At 75.4% G+C, this 15,537-nt stretch carries 14 protein-coding genes; 4 read left to right on the top strand and 10 right to left on the bottom strand.

Features of this window, described 5'->3' with window-relative positions:
- Positions 1–47: 47 nt before the first annotated feature.
- Entirely contained in the window at positions 48–593 is a 546-nt protein-coding gene (locus HDA31_RS13300) for an RNA 2'-phosphotransferase (protein ID WP_178065308.1), read from the bottom strand.
- 103 nt (positions 594–696) lie between these two features.
- Between HDA31_RS13300 and smpB the strand changes: the two genes are divergently transcribed.
- Positions 697–1,185: an SsrA-binding protein SmpB gene (gene smpB, locus HDA31_RS13295; RefSeq protein ID WP_074479328.1), complete on the top strand. Its 489-nt coding sequence runs from the start codon at positions 697–699 to the stop codon at positions 1,183–1,185.
- Positions 1,186–1,215: 30 nt separating this feature from the next.
- Here smpB and HDA31_RS13290 read toward each other — a convergent pair whose 3' ends face one another.
- Positions 1,216–2,415 (bottom strand): RtcB family protein, encoded by a 1,200-nt coding sequence (locus HDA31_RS13290; protein ID WP_178065307.1) that lies wholly within the window; start codon positions 2,413–2,415, stop codon positions 1,216–1,218.
- Positions 2,416–2,519: 104 nt separating this feature from the next.
- Positions 2,520–2,918 (bottom strand): hypothetical protein, encoded by a 399-nt coding sequence (locus HDA31_RS13285; protein WP_074479347.1) that lies wholly within the window; start codon positions 2,916–2,918, stop codon positions 2,520–2,522.
- A 182-nt stretch (positions 2,919–3,100) separates the two neighbouring features.
- Here HDA31_RS13285 and HDA31_RS13280 point away from each other — a divergent pair, with 182 nt between their 5' ends.
- Positions 3,101–3,892 (top strand): alpha/beta hydrolase, encoded by a 792-nt coding sequence (locus HDA31_RS13280; protein ID WP_178065306.1) that lies wholly within the window; start codon positions 3,101–3,103, stop codon positions 3,890–3,892.
- Here HDA31_RS13280 and HDA31_RS13275 read toward each other — a convergent pair.
- The 6 genes from HDA31_RS13275 to HDA31_RS13250 all read right to left on the bottom strand — a co-directional run bounded on the left by HDA31_RS13275 (position 3,884) and on the right by HDA31_RS13250 (position 9,814).
- Entirely contained in the window at positions 3,884–4,750 is an 867-nt protein-coding gene (locus tag HDA31_RS13275) for a M15 family metallopeptidase (protein ID WP_178065305.1), read from the bottom strand. The two genes, HDA31_RS13280 and HDA31_RS13275, sit on opposite strands and share 9 nt — an antisense overlap.
- Before the next feature lie 68 nt (positions 4,751–4,818).
- Complete coding sequence (locus HDA31_RS13270; protein WP_246383934.1) at positions 4,819–5,631, bottom strand: peptidylprolyl isomerase; 813 nt, start codon at positions 5,629–5,631, stop codon at positions 4,819–4,821.
- A 41-nt stretch (positions 5,632–5,672) separates the two neighbouring features.
- Entirely contained in the window at positions 5,673–6,563 is an 891-nt protein-coding gene (locus HDA31_RS13265) for a DMT family transporter (protein WP_178065304.1), read from the bottom strand.
- Positions 6,560–7,321, bottom strand: coding sequence for a polysaccharide deacetylase family protein (locus tag HDA31_RS13260; RefSeq protein WP_246383931.1), 762 nt, complete (start codon positions 7,319–7,321; stop codon positions 6,560–6,562). Before HDA31_RS13260 ends, HDA31_RS13265 begins: the two co-directional genes overlap by 4 nt.
- Complete coding sequence (locus HDA31_RS13255) at positions 7,318–8,505, bottom strand: MGDG synthase family glycosyltransferase (protein WP_178065302.1); 1,188 nt, start codon at positions 8,503–8,505, stop codon at positions 7,318–7,320. Before HDA31_RS13255 ends, HDA31_RS13260 begins: the two co-directional genes overlap by 4 nt.
- A 70-nt stretch (positions 8,506–8,575) precedes the next feature.
- Positions 8,576–9,814 (bottom strand): D-alanyl-D-alanine carboxypeptidase family protein, encoded by a 1,239-nt coding sequence (locus tag HDA31_RS13250; RefSeq protein WP_178065301.1) that lies wholly within the window; start codon positions 9,812–9,814, stop codon positions 8,576–8,578.
- Between the two features lie 362 nt (positions 9,815–10,176).
- Here HDA31_RS13250 and HDA31_RS13245 point away from each other — a divergent pair, with 362 nt between their 5' ends.
- Complete coding sequence (locus HDA31_RS13245) at positions 10,177–11,343, top strand: hypothetical protein (RefSeq protein ID WP_246383928.1); 1,167 nt, start codon at positions 10,177–10,179, stop codon at positions 11,341–11,343.
- A gap of 254 nt (positions 11,344–11,597) precedes the next feature.
- On the top strand, positions 11,598–13,871 hold the full coding sequence (locus HDA31_RS13240) for an ATP-binding cassette domain-containing protein (protein WP_178065300.1): 2,274 nt from the start codon (positions 11,598–11,600) through the stop codon (positions 13,869–13,871).
- A gap of 66 nt (positions 13,872–13,937) precedes the next feature.
- Here HDA31_RS13240 and HDA31_RS13235 read toward each other — a convergent pair whose 3' ends face one another.
- Positions 13,938–15,479, bottom strand: coding sequence for a right-handed parallel beta-helix repeat-containing protein (locus HDA31_RS13235; RefSeq protein ID WP_178065299.1), 1,542 nt, complete (start codon positions 15,477–15,479; stop codon positions 13,938–13,940).
- Between the last annotated feature and the right edge of the window lie 58 nt (positions 15,480–15,537).

Raw genomic sequence — 15,537 nt, 5'->3', positions numbered from 1 at the left:
GGCGGACGGACGACTTTCAATGCCGCGCCGGGGTTTGCGGGGTGCCCCTACCCGCCCGGGCTCAGGTATTGGGCCGGGACGGCGTCGGTCAGCCAGACCCCGTTGGCGCTGCGGTGGAAGGCGTGCCCGGCGCGGGCCATCGCCGCCGCGTCGACGGCGAGCACCACCACCGCGCCGCCGCGCCGGGCGCCGACCCGGCGGGCCGTCTCCACGTCGGCCGACAGGTGTACGTGGTGCCGGCCGCCCCGGTGCAGCCCGGTGGCCCGGATCGAGTCGAGGGCCGCCGCGCCGGTGCCGTGGTAGAGCCGCGGGGGCGGCTCGGCGGCCGGCAGCCCCAGCTCGACGGGGATCGAGTGGCCCTGGTTGGCGCGGATCCGCTCGACCCCGTCGGGGCCGCGTTCGACCGCGAAGCGCTGCTTGTCGTTCCCGGCCACGACCGCGTCGAGGTCGGGCCGCCCCACCCGCAGGGCGGCGAGGAGGTCGTCGACCGGCACCCAGCCGGCCCCGTCCGGTGCGAGGCCGAGGCGGTACGGCTCGTGCCGCAGCGCCTTCGACATCCGCTTGCTCAACTTGACCATGGTGCGGTGGTCCATGGCGGCATTGTGGTCGCCTCCGTCGCGCGGCTCCACCCGATTACCGGGCGGGCGGCTGCTAGCCTCTCGCCGTCGGGGCGCAACCAGCAGCGGGAGGCCGACCGTGCCCAGGGAGACCGGACGCACCCTCGTCGCGTCGAACAAGAAGGCCCGCCACGACTACGACATCCTCAAGACGTACGAGGCGGGGCTGGTGCTCGCCGGCACGGAGGTGAAGTCGCTGCGCGCCGGGTACGTGTCGCTGGTCGACGCCTTCGCCCAGGAGCACGACGGCGAGCTGATGCTGCACGGCCTGCACATCGCCGAGTACGGCTTCGGCAGCTGGACCAACCACCAGCCCCGGCGCACCCGCAAGCTGCTGCTGCGCCGCATCGAGATCGACCGGATCCTCGACCGGGTGCGCGAGGGCGGGCTGACGCTCGTGCCGCTGTCGCTGTACTTCTCCAACGGCTGGGCGAAGGTGGAGCTGGGGCTGGCCCGGGGCCGACGGTCCTACGACAAGCGGCAGGCCCTCGCCGAACGCGACGCCAAGCGGGAGATCGCCCGGGAGCTGGGCCGCCGCCTCAAGGGCGCCCAGGGCCGCCGCCGGTAGGCCCGGACAAGCCCCCGGCGGCGACCCCGGTCAGCCCTTCACGCAGACCACCTGCTTGAGGTGGGCGACCACCTCGACCAGGTCCTCCTGCTGCGCCATCACCTGCGTGATGTCCTTGTACGCGGCCGGGATCTCGTCGACCACCCCGGCGTCCTTGCGGCACTCCACGCCGGCGGTCTGCGCCACCAGGTCGGCGGTGCCGTACGTCCGCTTCGCCTGCCCGCGCGACATCCGCCGCCCGGCCCCGTGCGAGGCGGAGCAGTACGCGTCGGGGTTGCCCCTGCCGCGCACGATGTACGACCCGGTGCCCATCGACCCGGGGATGATGCCCAGGTCACCGGCACCGGCCCGGATCGCGCCCTTGCGGGTGACCAGCACGTCCACCCCGTCGTAGGTCTCCTCGGCGACGTAGTTGTGGTGGCAGCTGATCGGCTCGTCGAAGCCGACCTGCCCCACCGCGTCGCGCACCACGCCGCAGAGCAGGGCCAACATGACCGCGCGGTTGCGCCGGGCGTACTCCTGCGCCCACCACAGGTCCCGCCGGTACGCCGCCATCTCCGGGGTGCCGGCGAGGAACACCGCGAGGTCCCGGTCGGGCAGCCCGGCGTTGTGCGGCAGCCGCCGGGCGACGGCCATGTGCCGCTCCGCCAGCTCCTTGCCGATGTTGCGCGAGCCGGAGTGCAGCATCAGCCAGACCCGGCCGGCGTCGGGGCCGCCGGACTCGAGGCAGACCTCGATGAAGTGGTTGCCGCCGCCGAGGGTGCCGAGCTGCTGGCGGGCGCGGCCCTCCAGCGGGGCCACCCGCTCGTCGAGGGTGGCGAAGCCCGCCCAGAAGTCGGCCCAGCCGCGCTGCTCCAGCCCCCGCACCCGGCGCGGGTCGACCGGGTCGTCGTGCTTGGCGAAGCCGACCGGGATCGCGGCCTCGATCGCCGAGCGCAGCCCGGCGAGGTCGTCGGGCAGGTCGGCGGCGGTGAGCGAGGTGCGCACGGCCGACATGCCGCAGCCGATGTCCACGCCGACGGCGGCCGGGGAGACCGCCTGCCGCATCGCGATCACCGAGCCGACGGTCGCGCCCTTGCCGAAGTGGACGTCGGGCATCACGGCGACGCCCTCGACCCACGGCAGCGCGCCGATGTTGCGCAGCTGCCGGGCGGCCTGCGGCTCGATCGCGTACGGGTCGGTCCAGACCCGTACGGGCGCGCGGGTGCCGGGCAGCGGGGTGAAGGCCATCGTGTCTCTCCTCGTCGGACGAGGAGTCCCTCCCCGTCGGATGAGGAAAGGTAGGCCGGGGGCGGGACGGCCGGCAACGGATAATCGGCCCGGTCGCCGGCGGATCAGGCGCGGGTGGTGCCCTCGACGACCGGCTCGGAGACGTGGTCGAGGAACGGGAAGCGGGCCCGCAGCTCGCCGAGGCTCGCCCCGCCGCGCCAGGCGTCGGCGATCCGCACGACCTGGTCCAGGTCGGTGGTGTCGCCGTCGGCCCGGCAGCCGTCCGCGCCCGCGATGTCGACCATGAAGTAGCGGGCCTGCGAGCCCAGGCCCACGCAGATGGTGCCCCGCTCGGAGCGCAGCTCGGCGCAGGTGAACCGGCCCCGCCCCTGCTCGGGGGCGCTGATGCGGCCCACGTCGGCCCCGCACCGGGTGGCGGCCAGGGCCAGCGCGGACGCGAGGCCGCCCAGCTCGACCAGGTCGGGATAGAGGCGCACGCCCAGCGCCGTCGACACGTCGGTCACCACTGACTCCCACTTCTCTGTGACGGATCCAGCAGGGCGGACGTTACAGCCTGGTTAACCGGGCAGCCACCCTCGCGGACGACTCGGGACGAAGTTCCTGCGTCGACCGGACCTAGGTCCCGCCCCGGCCGGCGGGCTCCGCCGGCCTCGCCGCCGCCCTGCGGCGCGTAGCATCCACGCCCATGGCATTGATCCGGTGCAACTTCCACTCCGAGGCGCTGGGCATGGGCACCTCGATGACGGTGCTCCTGCCGGACCCGGCCGGCGTCGGCATCGGGCTGGCCGGCGGCGCGCCGGCCGGCGACCCGCCGGTGCTGTACCTGCTGCACGGCCTCAGCGACGACGACACGATCTGGACCCGGCGCACCTCCGTCGAGCGGTACGTCGCTCCGCTCGGCCTGGCCGTGGTGATGCCGCAGGTGGCGCGGAGCTTCTACACCGACGAGGAGCACGGCAACCGCTACTGGACGTTCCTCAGCGAGGAGCTGCCCGAGGTCTGCCGGTCGTTCTTCCGGCTGTCCGACCGGCGGGAGGACACCTTCGTCGCCGGCCTGTCGATGGGCGGCTACGGCGCGGTGAAGTGGGCGCTGCGCGAGCCGGGGCGGTTCGCGGCGGCGGCGAGCCTGTCGGGGGCGCTGAACGTCGCCCACCGGCGGCACCACCCCACCCACCCGCTGGACCCGGCGGTGTGGCACACGGTCTTCGGCGACCGGCCGGTGCCCGGCAGCGACGACGACACGGTGGCGCTGCTGGAACGCGCCGGCGACGACCTGCCGGCCCTCTACGTCGCCTGCGGCACCGAGGACTTCCTGTTCGACGACAACACCCGCTTCGTCGAGACGGCCCGGCGGCGGGGCGTGCCGCTGACCGTGGACTTCTCCCCCGGCGACCACGACTGGGCGTACTGGGACGAGAAGATCTCCGACGTGCTGGCCTGGCTGCCGCTGCGCTCCCCCGCCGACCGGTCACAGTGACGAGCGGGCCACCGGGAAGTCGAAGTAGGTGTCGGGGTACGGCTCGTCGGCCAGGCGGTAGTGCCACCACTCGCGCGGATAGTTGGTGAAGCCGGCGTCGGCCATCAGCCGCAGCAGCAGCTCCCGGTTGTCCCGGGCCGCGCCGGTGATCCGGCGGTCGGCGGTGTGGGCGCGCGGGTCGAAGCAGTCGAAGCCGGTGCCCATGTCGACGCCGTTGTCGGCGTAGCGCTCCCCCACCGGGGCGGTGCACGCCACCAGGGGCGCGTCGGGCACGTACGGGGGCTGCCCGGGCGGCGGGTCGGGCACGAGCGTCACGTCGACGGTGCTGCCCCGGCTGTGCGCGGTGGGCGCGCCGAGGTAGCCGTCGGCGAACAGCCGTGACTTGGCCACGTCGGGGTAGAACTCGGACTTCATCTTCTGCTCGCCGGGCCGCCCCGCCCAGTCGACGAAGTCGTCGACGGCGCGTTGGGGCCGGTAGCAGTCGTACACCTTGAGGCGGTGGCCGGTGGCGCGGGCCGCCTGCTGCGCCCGGCGCAGCGCGTCGGCGGCGGGCCGGGTGAGCAGGCACAGCGGCTCCCGGTAGCCGGCGATCGGACGGCCGACGAAGTTGTGGGCGGTCGCGTACCGGATGTCGGTGACGACGGTCGGGTCCAGGTCGGACAGGTCGACGAACCCGGTCGGGGCGCGCGACCCGGCGGGCGTCGGGGTGGCCGGGGCGGACGGACTGGCCGGCGCCGGCGTCGGGCGCTGCGGCGCGGGGCAGCCGGGCAGCAGCGCGACGACCGTCACGACGACCACGGCCGGGGCGGCGGCGCGGGCGGACCGGGTGGACCGATCCGCCCCGCGCCGCCGTCCCATGCCACCGTTCTAGCAGCAGTTCCGCCCGGTCCGCGGCAACCCGCCGGATCCGGTGGCCGGCGGCGGGCTCAGCGCCCGCGCACCGCCCGACGGATCTCCACCGGCAGCGCGGGCGCGCCGTCGACCGGGGCCGGGTCCTCGGGCGTGGGGGCGATCCCGCCCGCGGCGATCCGGTCCAGGGTGGCCAGGCCGGCGGCGTCCACCTCGCCGAAGACGGTGTAGTTCGGGCGCAGCGCCGAGTCCGCGTACACCAGGAAGAACTGGCTGCCGTTGGTGTCGGGGCCGGCGTTGGCCATGGCGAGCAGGCCCCGGGCGTATAGGCGGCGCTCGCCCGTCGGGTCCGTCGGCGCGGGCGGCAGGCCGGTGGGCAGCTCGTCGGCGTACCGGTAGCCCGGCCCGCCCTCGCCGGTGCCCGACGGGTCGCCGCACTGGAGCACGCTCAGCGTCGGGTACGCGGTGAGCCGGTGGCACGGCGTGCGGTCGTAGAACCGGTGCCGGGCCAGGTGCAGGAAGCTCTGCACGGTGCAGGGGGCCTGCTCGCGGTCGAGGGTCAGCCCGATCGGGCCGTGGTTGGTGCGCAGCGTGACCCGCACGGTGCCGTGGTCGGGCGTCCGGCGCGGGTCGGGCGGCAGCGGGACGGGCCGGGCGGGCGGCTCGTCGGGGGTCTCGGTGTACGCGCACGGCCCGGGCGTCGTCTGCGGCGGCGGCTCGGCGGCGGCGCGCCCGGTGGCCGACGGCGGCGCGGCGACGGCGACGGCGGCGCTACCGCCGACCAGGCCCGTGGCGAGCAGCGCGACCCCGGCGAGCCGGGACAACGCCCGTGGCCGGCGGGGACGGGCCGGGGGCGGCGGGACCGGCTGCCGGCGGGATGACCTCGACACGTGGCGTCCTCCTGGGCTCGTGACTCCAGAAAGATCGCAGTCTATGGATCGGCTCGGCCTCCTGTCGACGGCGACACGCGCCCGGCCCCCGGCGACACCGGCGAGGCGGTGCCGGCGAGCCAGACCCCGGCCACGATGGCCACCACCGCCAGGGCCAGCACGGCGGCCCGGGGCCCGCCCAGGGTGACCCTCTCCTGGAACACGGTCACCCCGAGCACCACGCTCACCACCGGGTCGGCGAGGGTGAGCGCGGTGAGCGGAGCGGCGATCCGGCCACTCTGGAAGGCGCTCTGGTTGATCACCAGCCCGGTCACGGCGACCACGGCCGAGGCGGGCAGCAACGGGTCGGCCACGAGGGCGCGGGGATCACCGTGCAGGCCGGCGGCCAGCGCCTTGACCAGGGCCGCGGCGACGCCGTAGAGGGTGCCGGCGGCGAAGCCGAGCAGCGCGCCCCGGGCCGCCCCGGTGACCAGCGCCGACAGCGCCAGCGCGACCGCGACGATCCCGCCGACGCCCAGCGCCACCCGCCACCAGGCCCCCGCCGTCGGCGCGGCGATCCCCGCCTGCGGCTCGGCGGCGGCCAGGAAGGCCGCCAGCCCGGCCAGCCCCACCGCCGCGCCGAGCAGGTCCCGCGCCCCCGCCCGCCGCCGGTTCCAGCCGGCCTCGATCAGGATCGCCATGAACAGGCCGCTGGCCATCAGCGGTTGGACGAGCGCCAGCGGCCCGAACCGCAGGGCCACCGCCTGGAGGGCGACCCCGGCGACGTCGGGCGCCCAGCCGAGCCGCCACAGGCGGGTGCGCAGCAGCCGCAGCAGCAGCCGGGGGTCGAGCGGGTGGTGCCGCCGCTGCCCCTTCGCGGCCCGCTGGTGCATCGCCGTGGACACCGCGAAGCAGAACGCCGCGCCCAGGGCGCACGCCACCGCCAGGCTCACGGGGTCGGCACCGGCCCCGGCGGGGAAGCCCCGTGCGCGCCGAGCGGGCCCACCGTCCAGCCCCGGCGGCGGCACTCCGCCAGCAACCGGGGCAGCGCGGCGAGGGTGGCCCGCCACGCCCCGGGGGCCGCGGCGCAGTCCGCGTCGTGCAGCAGGACGGTGTCGCCGCCGGCCAGCCGCGCGGTGACGGTGTCGAAGACCGAGTCGGGGGTCGCCGCCGCCGTCCAGTCGCGCCCCCAGCGGGTCCACAGCACGGGGGTCAGCCCGAGCCGCGCGCTGGCCAGCAGCGCCGGGCCGGTCAGCACGCCGTACGGCGGGCGGAAGAAGCGCGGGGCCCGGCCGGTGGCGGCCTCGACCAGCGCCCGGGTGCGGGCCAGGTCCCGGTAGGTGGCCAGCGGGCCCCGGCCCAGCAGGTTGCGGTGCTCCCAGCCGTGCACGGCCACCTCGTGCCCGCCGGCGACGAGGTCCGCCGCCAGCCAGGGTGACCGCACGAGCATCGTGCCGAGCACGAAGAAGGTGGCCCGCGTCCGGTGCGCGGCGAGCACGTCGAGGAAGCGCGGGGTGGACTCGGGGTCGGGCCCGTCGTCGAAGGTCAGCGCGATCCGTCCGGGCGGGCCCGCCCCGTCGAGCCGGGGGAGGAACCGGCGGCGCACCGGCCCCACGGCGGTGGTCGCGGGGCCGGCGTGGGCGGCGACCGCGACCGCGGCCGCGCCGGCCAGCGCGAGGGCGCAGCGGCGACGGCCGCGCGGCGCGGTCACCGCCCGCCCACCCACCGGATCGACGGCAGCACCGTGGCCAGCACGCCGACCGCCTCGTCCACCGCGTCGAGCACGGCCCTCCTCCTGCGGTACGCGGCGCAGCCCCCGCCGGTTTGCCGCCCCGCCTCGTCGGCCACCAGGGCGGCGGGGTCCGCCCAGCCGCCCGTCCACCCGCCGGCGGACGGCGGATCCGGCGTGGCCAGCGCCCGCCGCAGCTGCTCGGCGGACGGGGCCCAGCGGGTCAGCCCGGCGGCGGCGAGGATCGCGGCGTTGGCCCGACCGTGTCCCGGCAGGGGACGGTAGGTGATCACCGGCAGTCCGCAGCTCAGCGCCTCCTGGCAGGTCAGCCCGCCCGCGTTCTCGACCACCACGTCGACGGCCCGCATCAGCGTGGGCATGTCGTCGACCCAGCCGAGAACGTGCCGGGTGAGCCCCCGCAGCCGCTGGCAAAGGCTGGCGTTGCGGCCGCAGACGACCACGGTGCGCACCCCGTCGGCCGCGTCCACGGCGGCGACGGTCGCCTCGACGTCGCCCGTCCCCCACGCCCCGGCCACGATCAGCACGAGCCGCTCCCGCTCCGGCAGCCCGAAGCGCCGCCGGGCCGCGCGGCGGGTGGTCTGCGTCGCCGCCGGGAAGTCGGCCGAGACCAGCGGCGAGACCGTGCGGACGTCGAGCGTCGCGCCGGTTCCCGACGTGTGGTGGCGGGCGTGCCGCAGGGTGCAGTAGACGTCCACGCCGGGCGCGACCCAGGTCGGGTGCACGACGAAGTCGGTGACGTAGGTGACCAGTGGGACGGGGAGCACCCCGCTGCGGCGCAACGGCCCCAGGAGCTGGTTCGCGAACGGGTACGTGGTGACGACCGCCCGGGTGCCGGCCGGGACGGCCCGCCGGGCGCGTCCCCGCAGCGGCGCGAGCGCGCCCCGCAGGACGGCCACCGTGAGCCGGGACCGGCCGGTGATGGCGAACAGCGCGTCGTATCCCCACGGCGCCCAGCGCAGCACACCCCGGTACGCCTCGCGGAACATCCACCGCGCCGGGCGGGGCAGGAGGTCGAGGAAGTTCACCCGGTGCACCGCGAAGCCCCGGTCGGCGAGCCGCCGGGCCAGCTCGGCGGCGGCCGAGTCGTGCCCGGCCCCCACGTCCGCCGACACGACGACGATCGTCCCCCGGTGCTGCGCGTTCACCGCGCGCGCTTACCCGTTCGGCGCGGCTTGACTCCCGCCCTACCGCGGCGCATCGCCTCGGGCGGGCGGCTCAGGCCCGGCGTCGGCGGCGGCGCAGGAGCACGGCGGCGAGCAGGCCGGCCACGGCGGCGGCCACGGCGGCGAACGGCCAGGTCGCCGCCCAGCCCGACGGGACGGCCCGGTGGGCGGCCACCGCGCGCGGCTCGGGGGTGACCGGCGCGCCAGCCGTCGGGGACGCCACGGGCGCGCCGTTGGCGGCCGTCTCCCCCGGCGCGACGAGGCGGCCCACCGAGGCGTCGCGGGGCAGCGAGAAGCCCCAGTCCAACAGCGCCGCGCCCTGCTCCCAGCCGCGCATCGGCCGGGGCTCGGCGCCGAGCAGGGTCACCACGAGCCGCCGGCCGCCGCGCTGCGCCGCGCCGACGTAGGTGTGCCGGGCGTAGTCGGTGAAGCCGGTCTTGCCGCCCAGCGCGCCCGGGTAGCGGTAGACGAGCTGGTTCTCGTTCTGGATCTGGAAGCCCTTGCGGCGCAGCGCGGGCTGGTCGGGGATCCGGGCCTGCTCGGTCAGCGTGTACCGGCGGAAGGTGGGGTCGGCGAAGCAGACCCGGGCGATCAACGCCAGGTCGTACGCGCTGGTGAACTGGCCGGGCCCGTCCAGGCCGGACGGGGTCACCGCGTGGGTCTGCAGGGCGCCGAGGCGGCGGGCCTCGGCGTTCATCGCGCGCACCCCGCCGGCCGCGCCGTCGGGGCCGCCGATCAGCCGGGCCAGCACGTTGGCCGCCTCGTTGCCGGATTGCAGCAGCAGCCCCAGGAAGACGGTCTCGACGGTGTAGCGACCGCCCTCCACCAGGCCCACCGCCGAGCTGCCGGGGGCGATGTCCAGGTCCTCGTGGGTCACCGTGACCGTCTGCTTCGGGTCCAGCTTCGGCAGCGCGGTGGCGGTCAGCAGGAGCTTCTGCACGCTGGCCGGCGTGGCGTACTCGTGTGGGCCGCAGCCGCCGAGCACCGCCCCGGTGTCCAGGTCGGCGACCAGCCAGGAGGTCGCGGTGACCGGCGGCGGCGCGGGCGCGCCGGCCGGCGCGACCAGGGCCGGGGTCGCCAGCGCCGGGCCGCCCACCGTCCGGTGCAGCGGCACCGACGGCGGGGGCGTGGGCCGTGGGGAGCGCTCCACCTGCGGCGCCCGCGCCTTGGGGCAGGGCACCGGGGCGGCCGGCGCGGCGGCCCGGCGGGCCGCGTGGGCGGTGAGCGGCGCGGGCGCCCCGGACGTGCCGACGACGACGGCGGCGGCGAGGGCCAGCACCGGAGCTCTCATGCCCTGCACCCTAACGGTGCGACCGGTCGCTGTCCGGCGGACCAGGGCCGGAGCCGGGGCGTTCTCGGTTCCGCTCCGGGCGGGCCGGCGGGAGTCGAAAACTCGCCGGGAAAGGGTTGAACGATCGCCGCGGAGGATCCGTACTCACGGGCGAAGGAAAACGGGTCGTCCACGACCGCCATGCCGGGGCGGTCACGACGTATCCGCCTGTCCGTGGAACCGTCCGGAACAATTCCGGGAACGGGCGTGACGCCGTTCCCACCGGCCGGTCTCCGGTTTCTTTCAATCGTCACGGCATACCGTCGACGACGCGTTCGGAAATTGACCCCGGACGCTGCGGCGGTCAGGACAAGGAGAGGTGCATGGTCAGGCGCACGCGAAAGAATGCCGTCCTGAAGCTCGGCGGGGTCGGTGCCTTCGCGGCACTGGCGCTCGGTGCCGGGCTGTCGCTGGCCAACGCCGGCGAGAGCACGGCGACGGCGGTGTCGGTCACCTGTCCGACCGTGGCCGACAAGCTGGGCGCGGTGCCGGCGGCCGCGAAGGCGGGGGTGGACCAGGAGCTGCGCAACCTGGAGACCCAGATCGCCAACGTCAACGCCCGGCTGGCCCGCGAGCCGGGGGCCGCGAACGGCCAGCTCAACGACATCGCCGGCAAGCGCCGCGCCGTGCTCGACCGGATCCGGCTGAACATCACCCGGGTCGGCGGCACCGCCCCGGCCGGCCTCGACCAGCTCGCCACCTGCACGCTGCGCAACGGCGCGGCCCCGGCCGACGCGGGCGGCGACAACGGCAACGCCGGCAGCGACGGCGCGGTCGCGGCCGGCGGCGCGCAGACCGTGAACTGCCCCGACGTGCGCGGCCAGCTGCCGGCCGTGCCGGCCGGCGCGGCGGCGGGGGTCCAGCAGGAGCTGGCCAACCTGGACCGGGAGATCGCCGCCGCGAACGCCCGCCTCGCCCAGCTCGCCGTGAAGCCCGAGGGCGGCCCGAACTTCGTCAACAACGCCGTCCTCGGCCCGCTGAGGAGCAAGCGGATCGCCGTGCTCGACCGGATCGCGATCAACATCGGGCGGGCCGGCGGGCAGCGCCCCGACCTGTCCAGCCTCGCCACCTGCGGCCTCAATGCCGCCGGGGCGGGCAACGCGGCCGGCGGCAACGCGGGGGCCGGCAACAACGCGGGCAACAACGGCGGCAACGCGGGCAACGGCAACAACGGTGGCAACGCCGGCGTGGCGCAGACGGTGAACTGCCCGAACGTGCGCAACCAGGTCGGCGCCGTGCCCGCTGCCGCCGCCGGCCAGGTGCAGAGCGAGCTGAACCAGCTCGACCAGCAGATCGCCGAGGCCAACGCCCGCCTCGCCCAGCTCGCGGTCCGCCCGGAGGGCGGCCCGAACTTCGTCAACAACGCCATCCTCGGCCCGCTGAAGGACAAGCGGGTGGCGGTGCTCAACCGGATCGCCACCGACATCGGCCGGGTCACCGGCCAGCGCCCCGACCCGCGCCTGGACCTGGCCACCTGCGGCCTGAACTGACCGACGGGCAGGCGCGCTTCCGCGGGCCCCGCCCGGTGGACCCCCACCGGGCGGGGCCCGCCGCGTCCGCCGGGTGCCGGGCCTCCCGGCCGGATGTCTGCGCTTCGAGACTTTTCCACCCTCGAAAGCCGCCGAACGGGACCAGCGTCGAGAAAAGTCTTCACGGACGGTCGAATGAGACAATTGAAGCGACCAGGCCCCGGGGCGACCACCGGTCGGAGTCGCCCCGCCCGTCGCTCGCGTGAAGGGTTCGCATGACGCAGCCAGCACGGTCCATCGCCGACAGCCACGACATGATCGAGGTGCGCGGCGCCCGGGAGAACAACCTCGCGTCCGTCTCGGTGGACGTCCCCAAACGCCGCCTCACCGTCTTCACCGGCGTCTCCGGCTCGGGGAAGTCCTCGCTCGTGTTCGGCACCATCGCCGCCGAGTCGCAGCGGATGATCAACGAGACGTACAGCGCCTTCCTCCAGTCGTTCATGCCCAGCCTGTCCCGGCCGGACGTCGACTCGCTGCGCAACCTCAGCGCCGCGATCGTCGTCGACCAGGAGCGGATGGGGGCGAACTCGCGGTCGACCGTCGGCACCGCGACCGACGCGTACGCGATGCTGCGCATCGTCTTCAGCCGGCTGGGGCAGCCGCACGTCGGCCCGGCCGGCGCGTTCAGCTTCAACCTCGCCGAGGGGATGTGCCCCACCTGCGAGGGGCTCGGCCGGGTCTCCGACCTCGACGTCGACCAGCTCGTCGACGTCGAGCGCTCGCTCAACGACGGGGCGATCACCGTGCCGAACTTCGCGGTCGACTCCTGGTACTGGCAGAGCATCGTCGGCTCCGGCCTGTTCGACCCCGACGTCAAGCTCCAGGACTTCACCGCGCAGCAGTGGCGGGACTTCCTGCACAAGCCGGCCACCAAGATGAAGGTCGGCAACCACACCATCACGTACGAGGGCCTGGCGGTGAAGGTCCGCCGGCTCTACCTGAGCAAGGACAAGGAGCCGACGCAGCCGCACATCAAGGCGTTCGTCGAGCGGGCGGTCACGTTCGCGACCTGCGGCGACTGCGCCGGTGCCCGGCTCAACCGGGCCGCCCTGTCCGCGCGGATCGCCGGCCGCAACATCGCCGAGTGCAGCGCGATGCAGATCAGCGACCTCGCCGCGTTCGTGCGCGGCATCGACGACCCGTCGGTGGCCCCGCTGGTGGCCAACCTGCGGGAGCTGCTCGACTCGCTGGTCGAGATCGGCCTGGGTTACCTCAGCCTCGACCGTGAGTCGGGCAGCCTCTCCGGCGGGGAGGCCCAACGGGTCAAGATGGTCCGACACCTCGGCTCCAGCCTCACCGACGTCACGTACGTCTTCGACGAGCCGACGGTCGGGCTGCACCCGCACGACATCGCCCGGATGAACGGCCTGCTGCTGCGCCTGCGGGACAAGGGCAACACGGTGCTGGTCGTGGAGCACAAGCCGGAGACGATCGCGATCGCCGACCACGTGGTCGACCTCGGCCCGGGGGCCGGCCCGGACGGCGGCCGGATCTGCTACGCCGGAGACGTCGCCGGGCTGCGCCGCGCCGACTGCCTGACCGGCCGGCACCTGGACCACCGGGCGCGACTGCGGGACCGGGTCCGCACGCCCACCGGCCACCTGCCGATCCGCGGCGCCGACCTGCACAACCTGCGCAGCGTCGACGTCGACGTGCCGCTGGGCGTGCTGACCGTCGTCACCGGCGTGGCCGGCTCCGGCAAGAGTTCGCTGATCCACGGCTGCCTGCCCCGCCGGGAGGGGGTGGTCGTCGTCGACCAGTCCCCCATCCGCGGCTCCCGGCGCAGCAACCCGGCCACCTACACCGGCCTGCTCGACCCGGTCCGGGCCGCCTTCGCCAGGGCCAACAAGGTCCGGCCGGCGCTGTTCAGCGCCAACTCCGAGGGGGCCTGCCCGAAGTGCCGGGGCATCGGCGTCGTCTACACCGACCTCGCGATGATGGCCGGCGTCGCCTCGGTGTGCGAGGAGTGCGAGGGCCGCCGGTTCACCCCGCAGGTGCTCGCGTACACGCTGCGGGGCAAGAACATCAGCGAGGTGCTCGGCATGTCGGTGACCGAGGCGCAGGGCTTCTTCCCGAGCGGGCCGGCCCGCGCGGTGCTGGACCGCCTGGCCGACGTGGGCCTGGGCTACCTCGGTCTCGGCCAGCCGCTGACCACCCTCTCCGGGGGCGAGCGGCAGCGGCTCAAGCTGGCCATCCACATGGGTGAGAAGGCGCACACCTACGTGTTGGACGAGCCCACCACCGGCCTGCACCTGGCCGACGTCGACAGGCTGCTGGCCCTGCTGGACCGGCTGGTCGACGCCGGCAACACCGTGGTCGTCATCGAGCACCACCAGGCGGTGATGGCGCACGCGGACTGGATCGTCGACCTCGGCCCGGGCGCCGGCCACGACGGCGGCCGGATCGTGTTCACCGGCACCCCGGCCGACCTGGTCGCGCACGGGGACACGCGCACCGCCACCCACCTGCGCGAGTACGTCGGCCGGTGAGGCCGGGCCGGGTCCACCGCCGCCGTCGGCCCGGTGGACCCGACCCGCCCCCGGCGGCCGCGCGGGCTACCGGAAGACCGTCCCGGTGCCGGCGTCCCGGATCGCCCCCGACAGATTGCCGGTGAGGTTGTTGCCCGGCCCCACGACCGTCGCCACGCAGCCCGCCGAGGCGATGTTCAGGCCGTACCGCTGGGTCTTCACGGCCTGCGAGTCGGTGGCCACGTCGCCGCTGACGACGTTGCCGGAGCAGGGCACGGCCGTCGCCGTGGTGATCCGGATGCCGTCGCGGCCGGCGGTGTCGTCGGCGCTGTTGGTGATGTGGTTGTCGACGATGTGGTTGTCGTTGCCGCCGTCAACGTTGATCCCGTCCTGGCCGGCCTGGTCGATCCGGTTGCCGCTGACGACGTTGTCGTCGGCGGTCTTGTTGGGCTGGTCGGCGGTCGGCGAGGACCGGTTGATCTGCACCCCGTGCCCGCCCACGTCGGTGATCACGCAGCCGGTGACGGTGTCCCCGCTGGTCGCCAGCAGCTCGATGCCGTCGCTGGCGGCGCCGCTGACCTGGCAGTCGCGCACCGTGTTGCCCATCGAGGTCCAGGTCTGGTTCTTGCCGTCGAAGACGATGCCCCGACCCCGCGAAGCGGTCACCCGCACCCGCTCCACCAGCATGTTGTTGCCGTCGTCGAAGTCGAGGGCGTCGCTGGTGGTGCGGGGCGGGCCGCCGGCCGACACGGTGAGGTCGCGGACCACCCCGCGGTCCAGCCCCTTGGTGTTGAACGGCTCGGTGTCCGCGGCGGCGGAGCTGGAGTTGCGGATCAGCGTCAGGTCCATCCCCGCCCCGGCGAAGGTGACGTTGCGCAGGCCCTCCAGCTTGAAGAACTCCGTGCCCAGGTCGAACGTGCCGGCGGTGAACGCGATCGTGCCGCCGCCGAGCCGGTGCAGGTCCGCCGCCGCGCTCTCCACCACGCTCTTGAGGCTGCCCGTCCAGGTCTGCCCCGTCACCTCGGACGCGGCGCTGTAGGTGGTGGCCCCGAGGCGGCTGATCGTGTACGGCGACGGGTTCGGCGGCGCGGGGACGATCAGTTGCGGCCGGCGGGTCCCGGTGCCCTCGCGACTGGTGAGCCGGAAGCCGGTGTCGTTGGTCGTGGTGAGCGCCAGGGTCACCGGGCCGTCCCCGGTGACCAGCGACGACACGTCGACCGAGAGCCAGGTGTCGGCGGCGCTCGGTCCGCTGGCGGCGACGGCGGGGCCGATCGGCGGCGCGTTCTGGTAGGTCAGCGTGTCCTCCCGCCAGTCGTCGTCGGAGACGCCGTGCACGCTCAGCCCGGTGCTGCTCGCGGTCTCGGCGTACAGCCGCAGCACCGCCGACGGCTCCGCCCCGGCGCCGGTGACGTCGAAGCGCAGGTACGCGACCTGGCGCGGCGAGGCGTCGACCCGCAGCGAGGCGGCCCCGCCCTCGTTGCGAGTGGGACGGGACGCGTCCACGGTGGCGTCGGCCACCGGGGGCAGGGTCGCCGCCGCGGCCGGCGCGGCGGGCCCCGCCAGGGCCGCGCCCGCCAACAGCAGGACCGCCGCCGCGCGGCCCGCGGTCCTGCGGTGTGGTGTGGTCATGACTCCTCCAGCCCCGAACACGAGGTCGGGGCGACGCCCGGGGCGGGACGCCGCCCCG

This window comes from Micromonospora carbonacea (assembly GCF_014205165.1).
GTDB lineage: Bacteria > Actinomycetota > Actinomycetes > Mycobacteriales > Micromonosporaceae > Micromonospora > Micromonospora carbonacea.
This window is presented reverse-complemented; position numbering and strand designations above follow the sequence as displayed.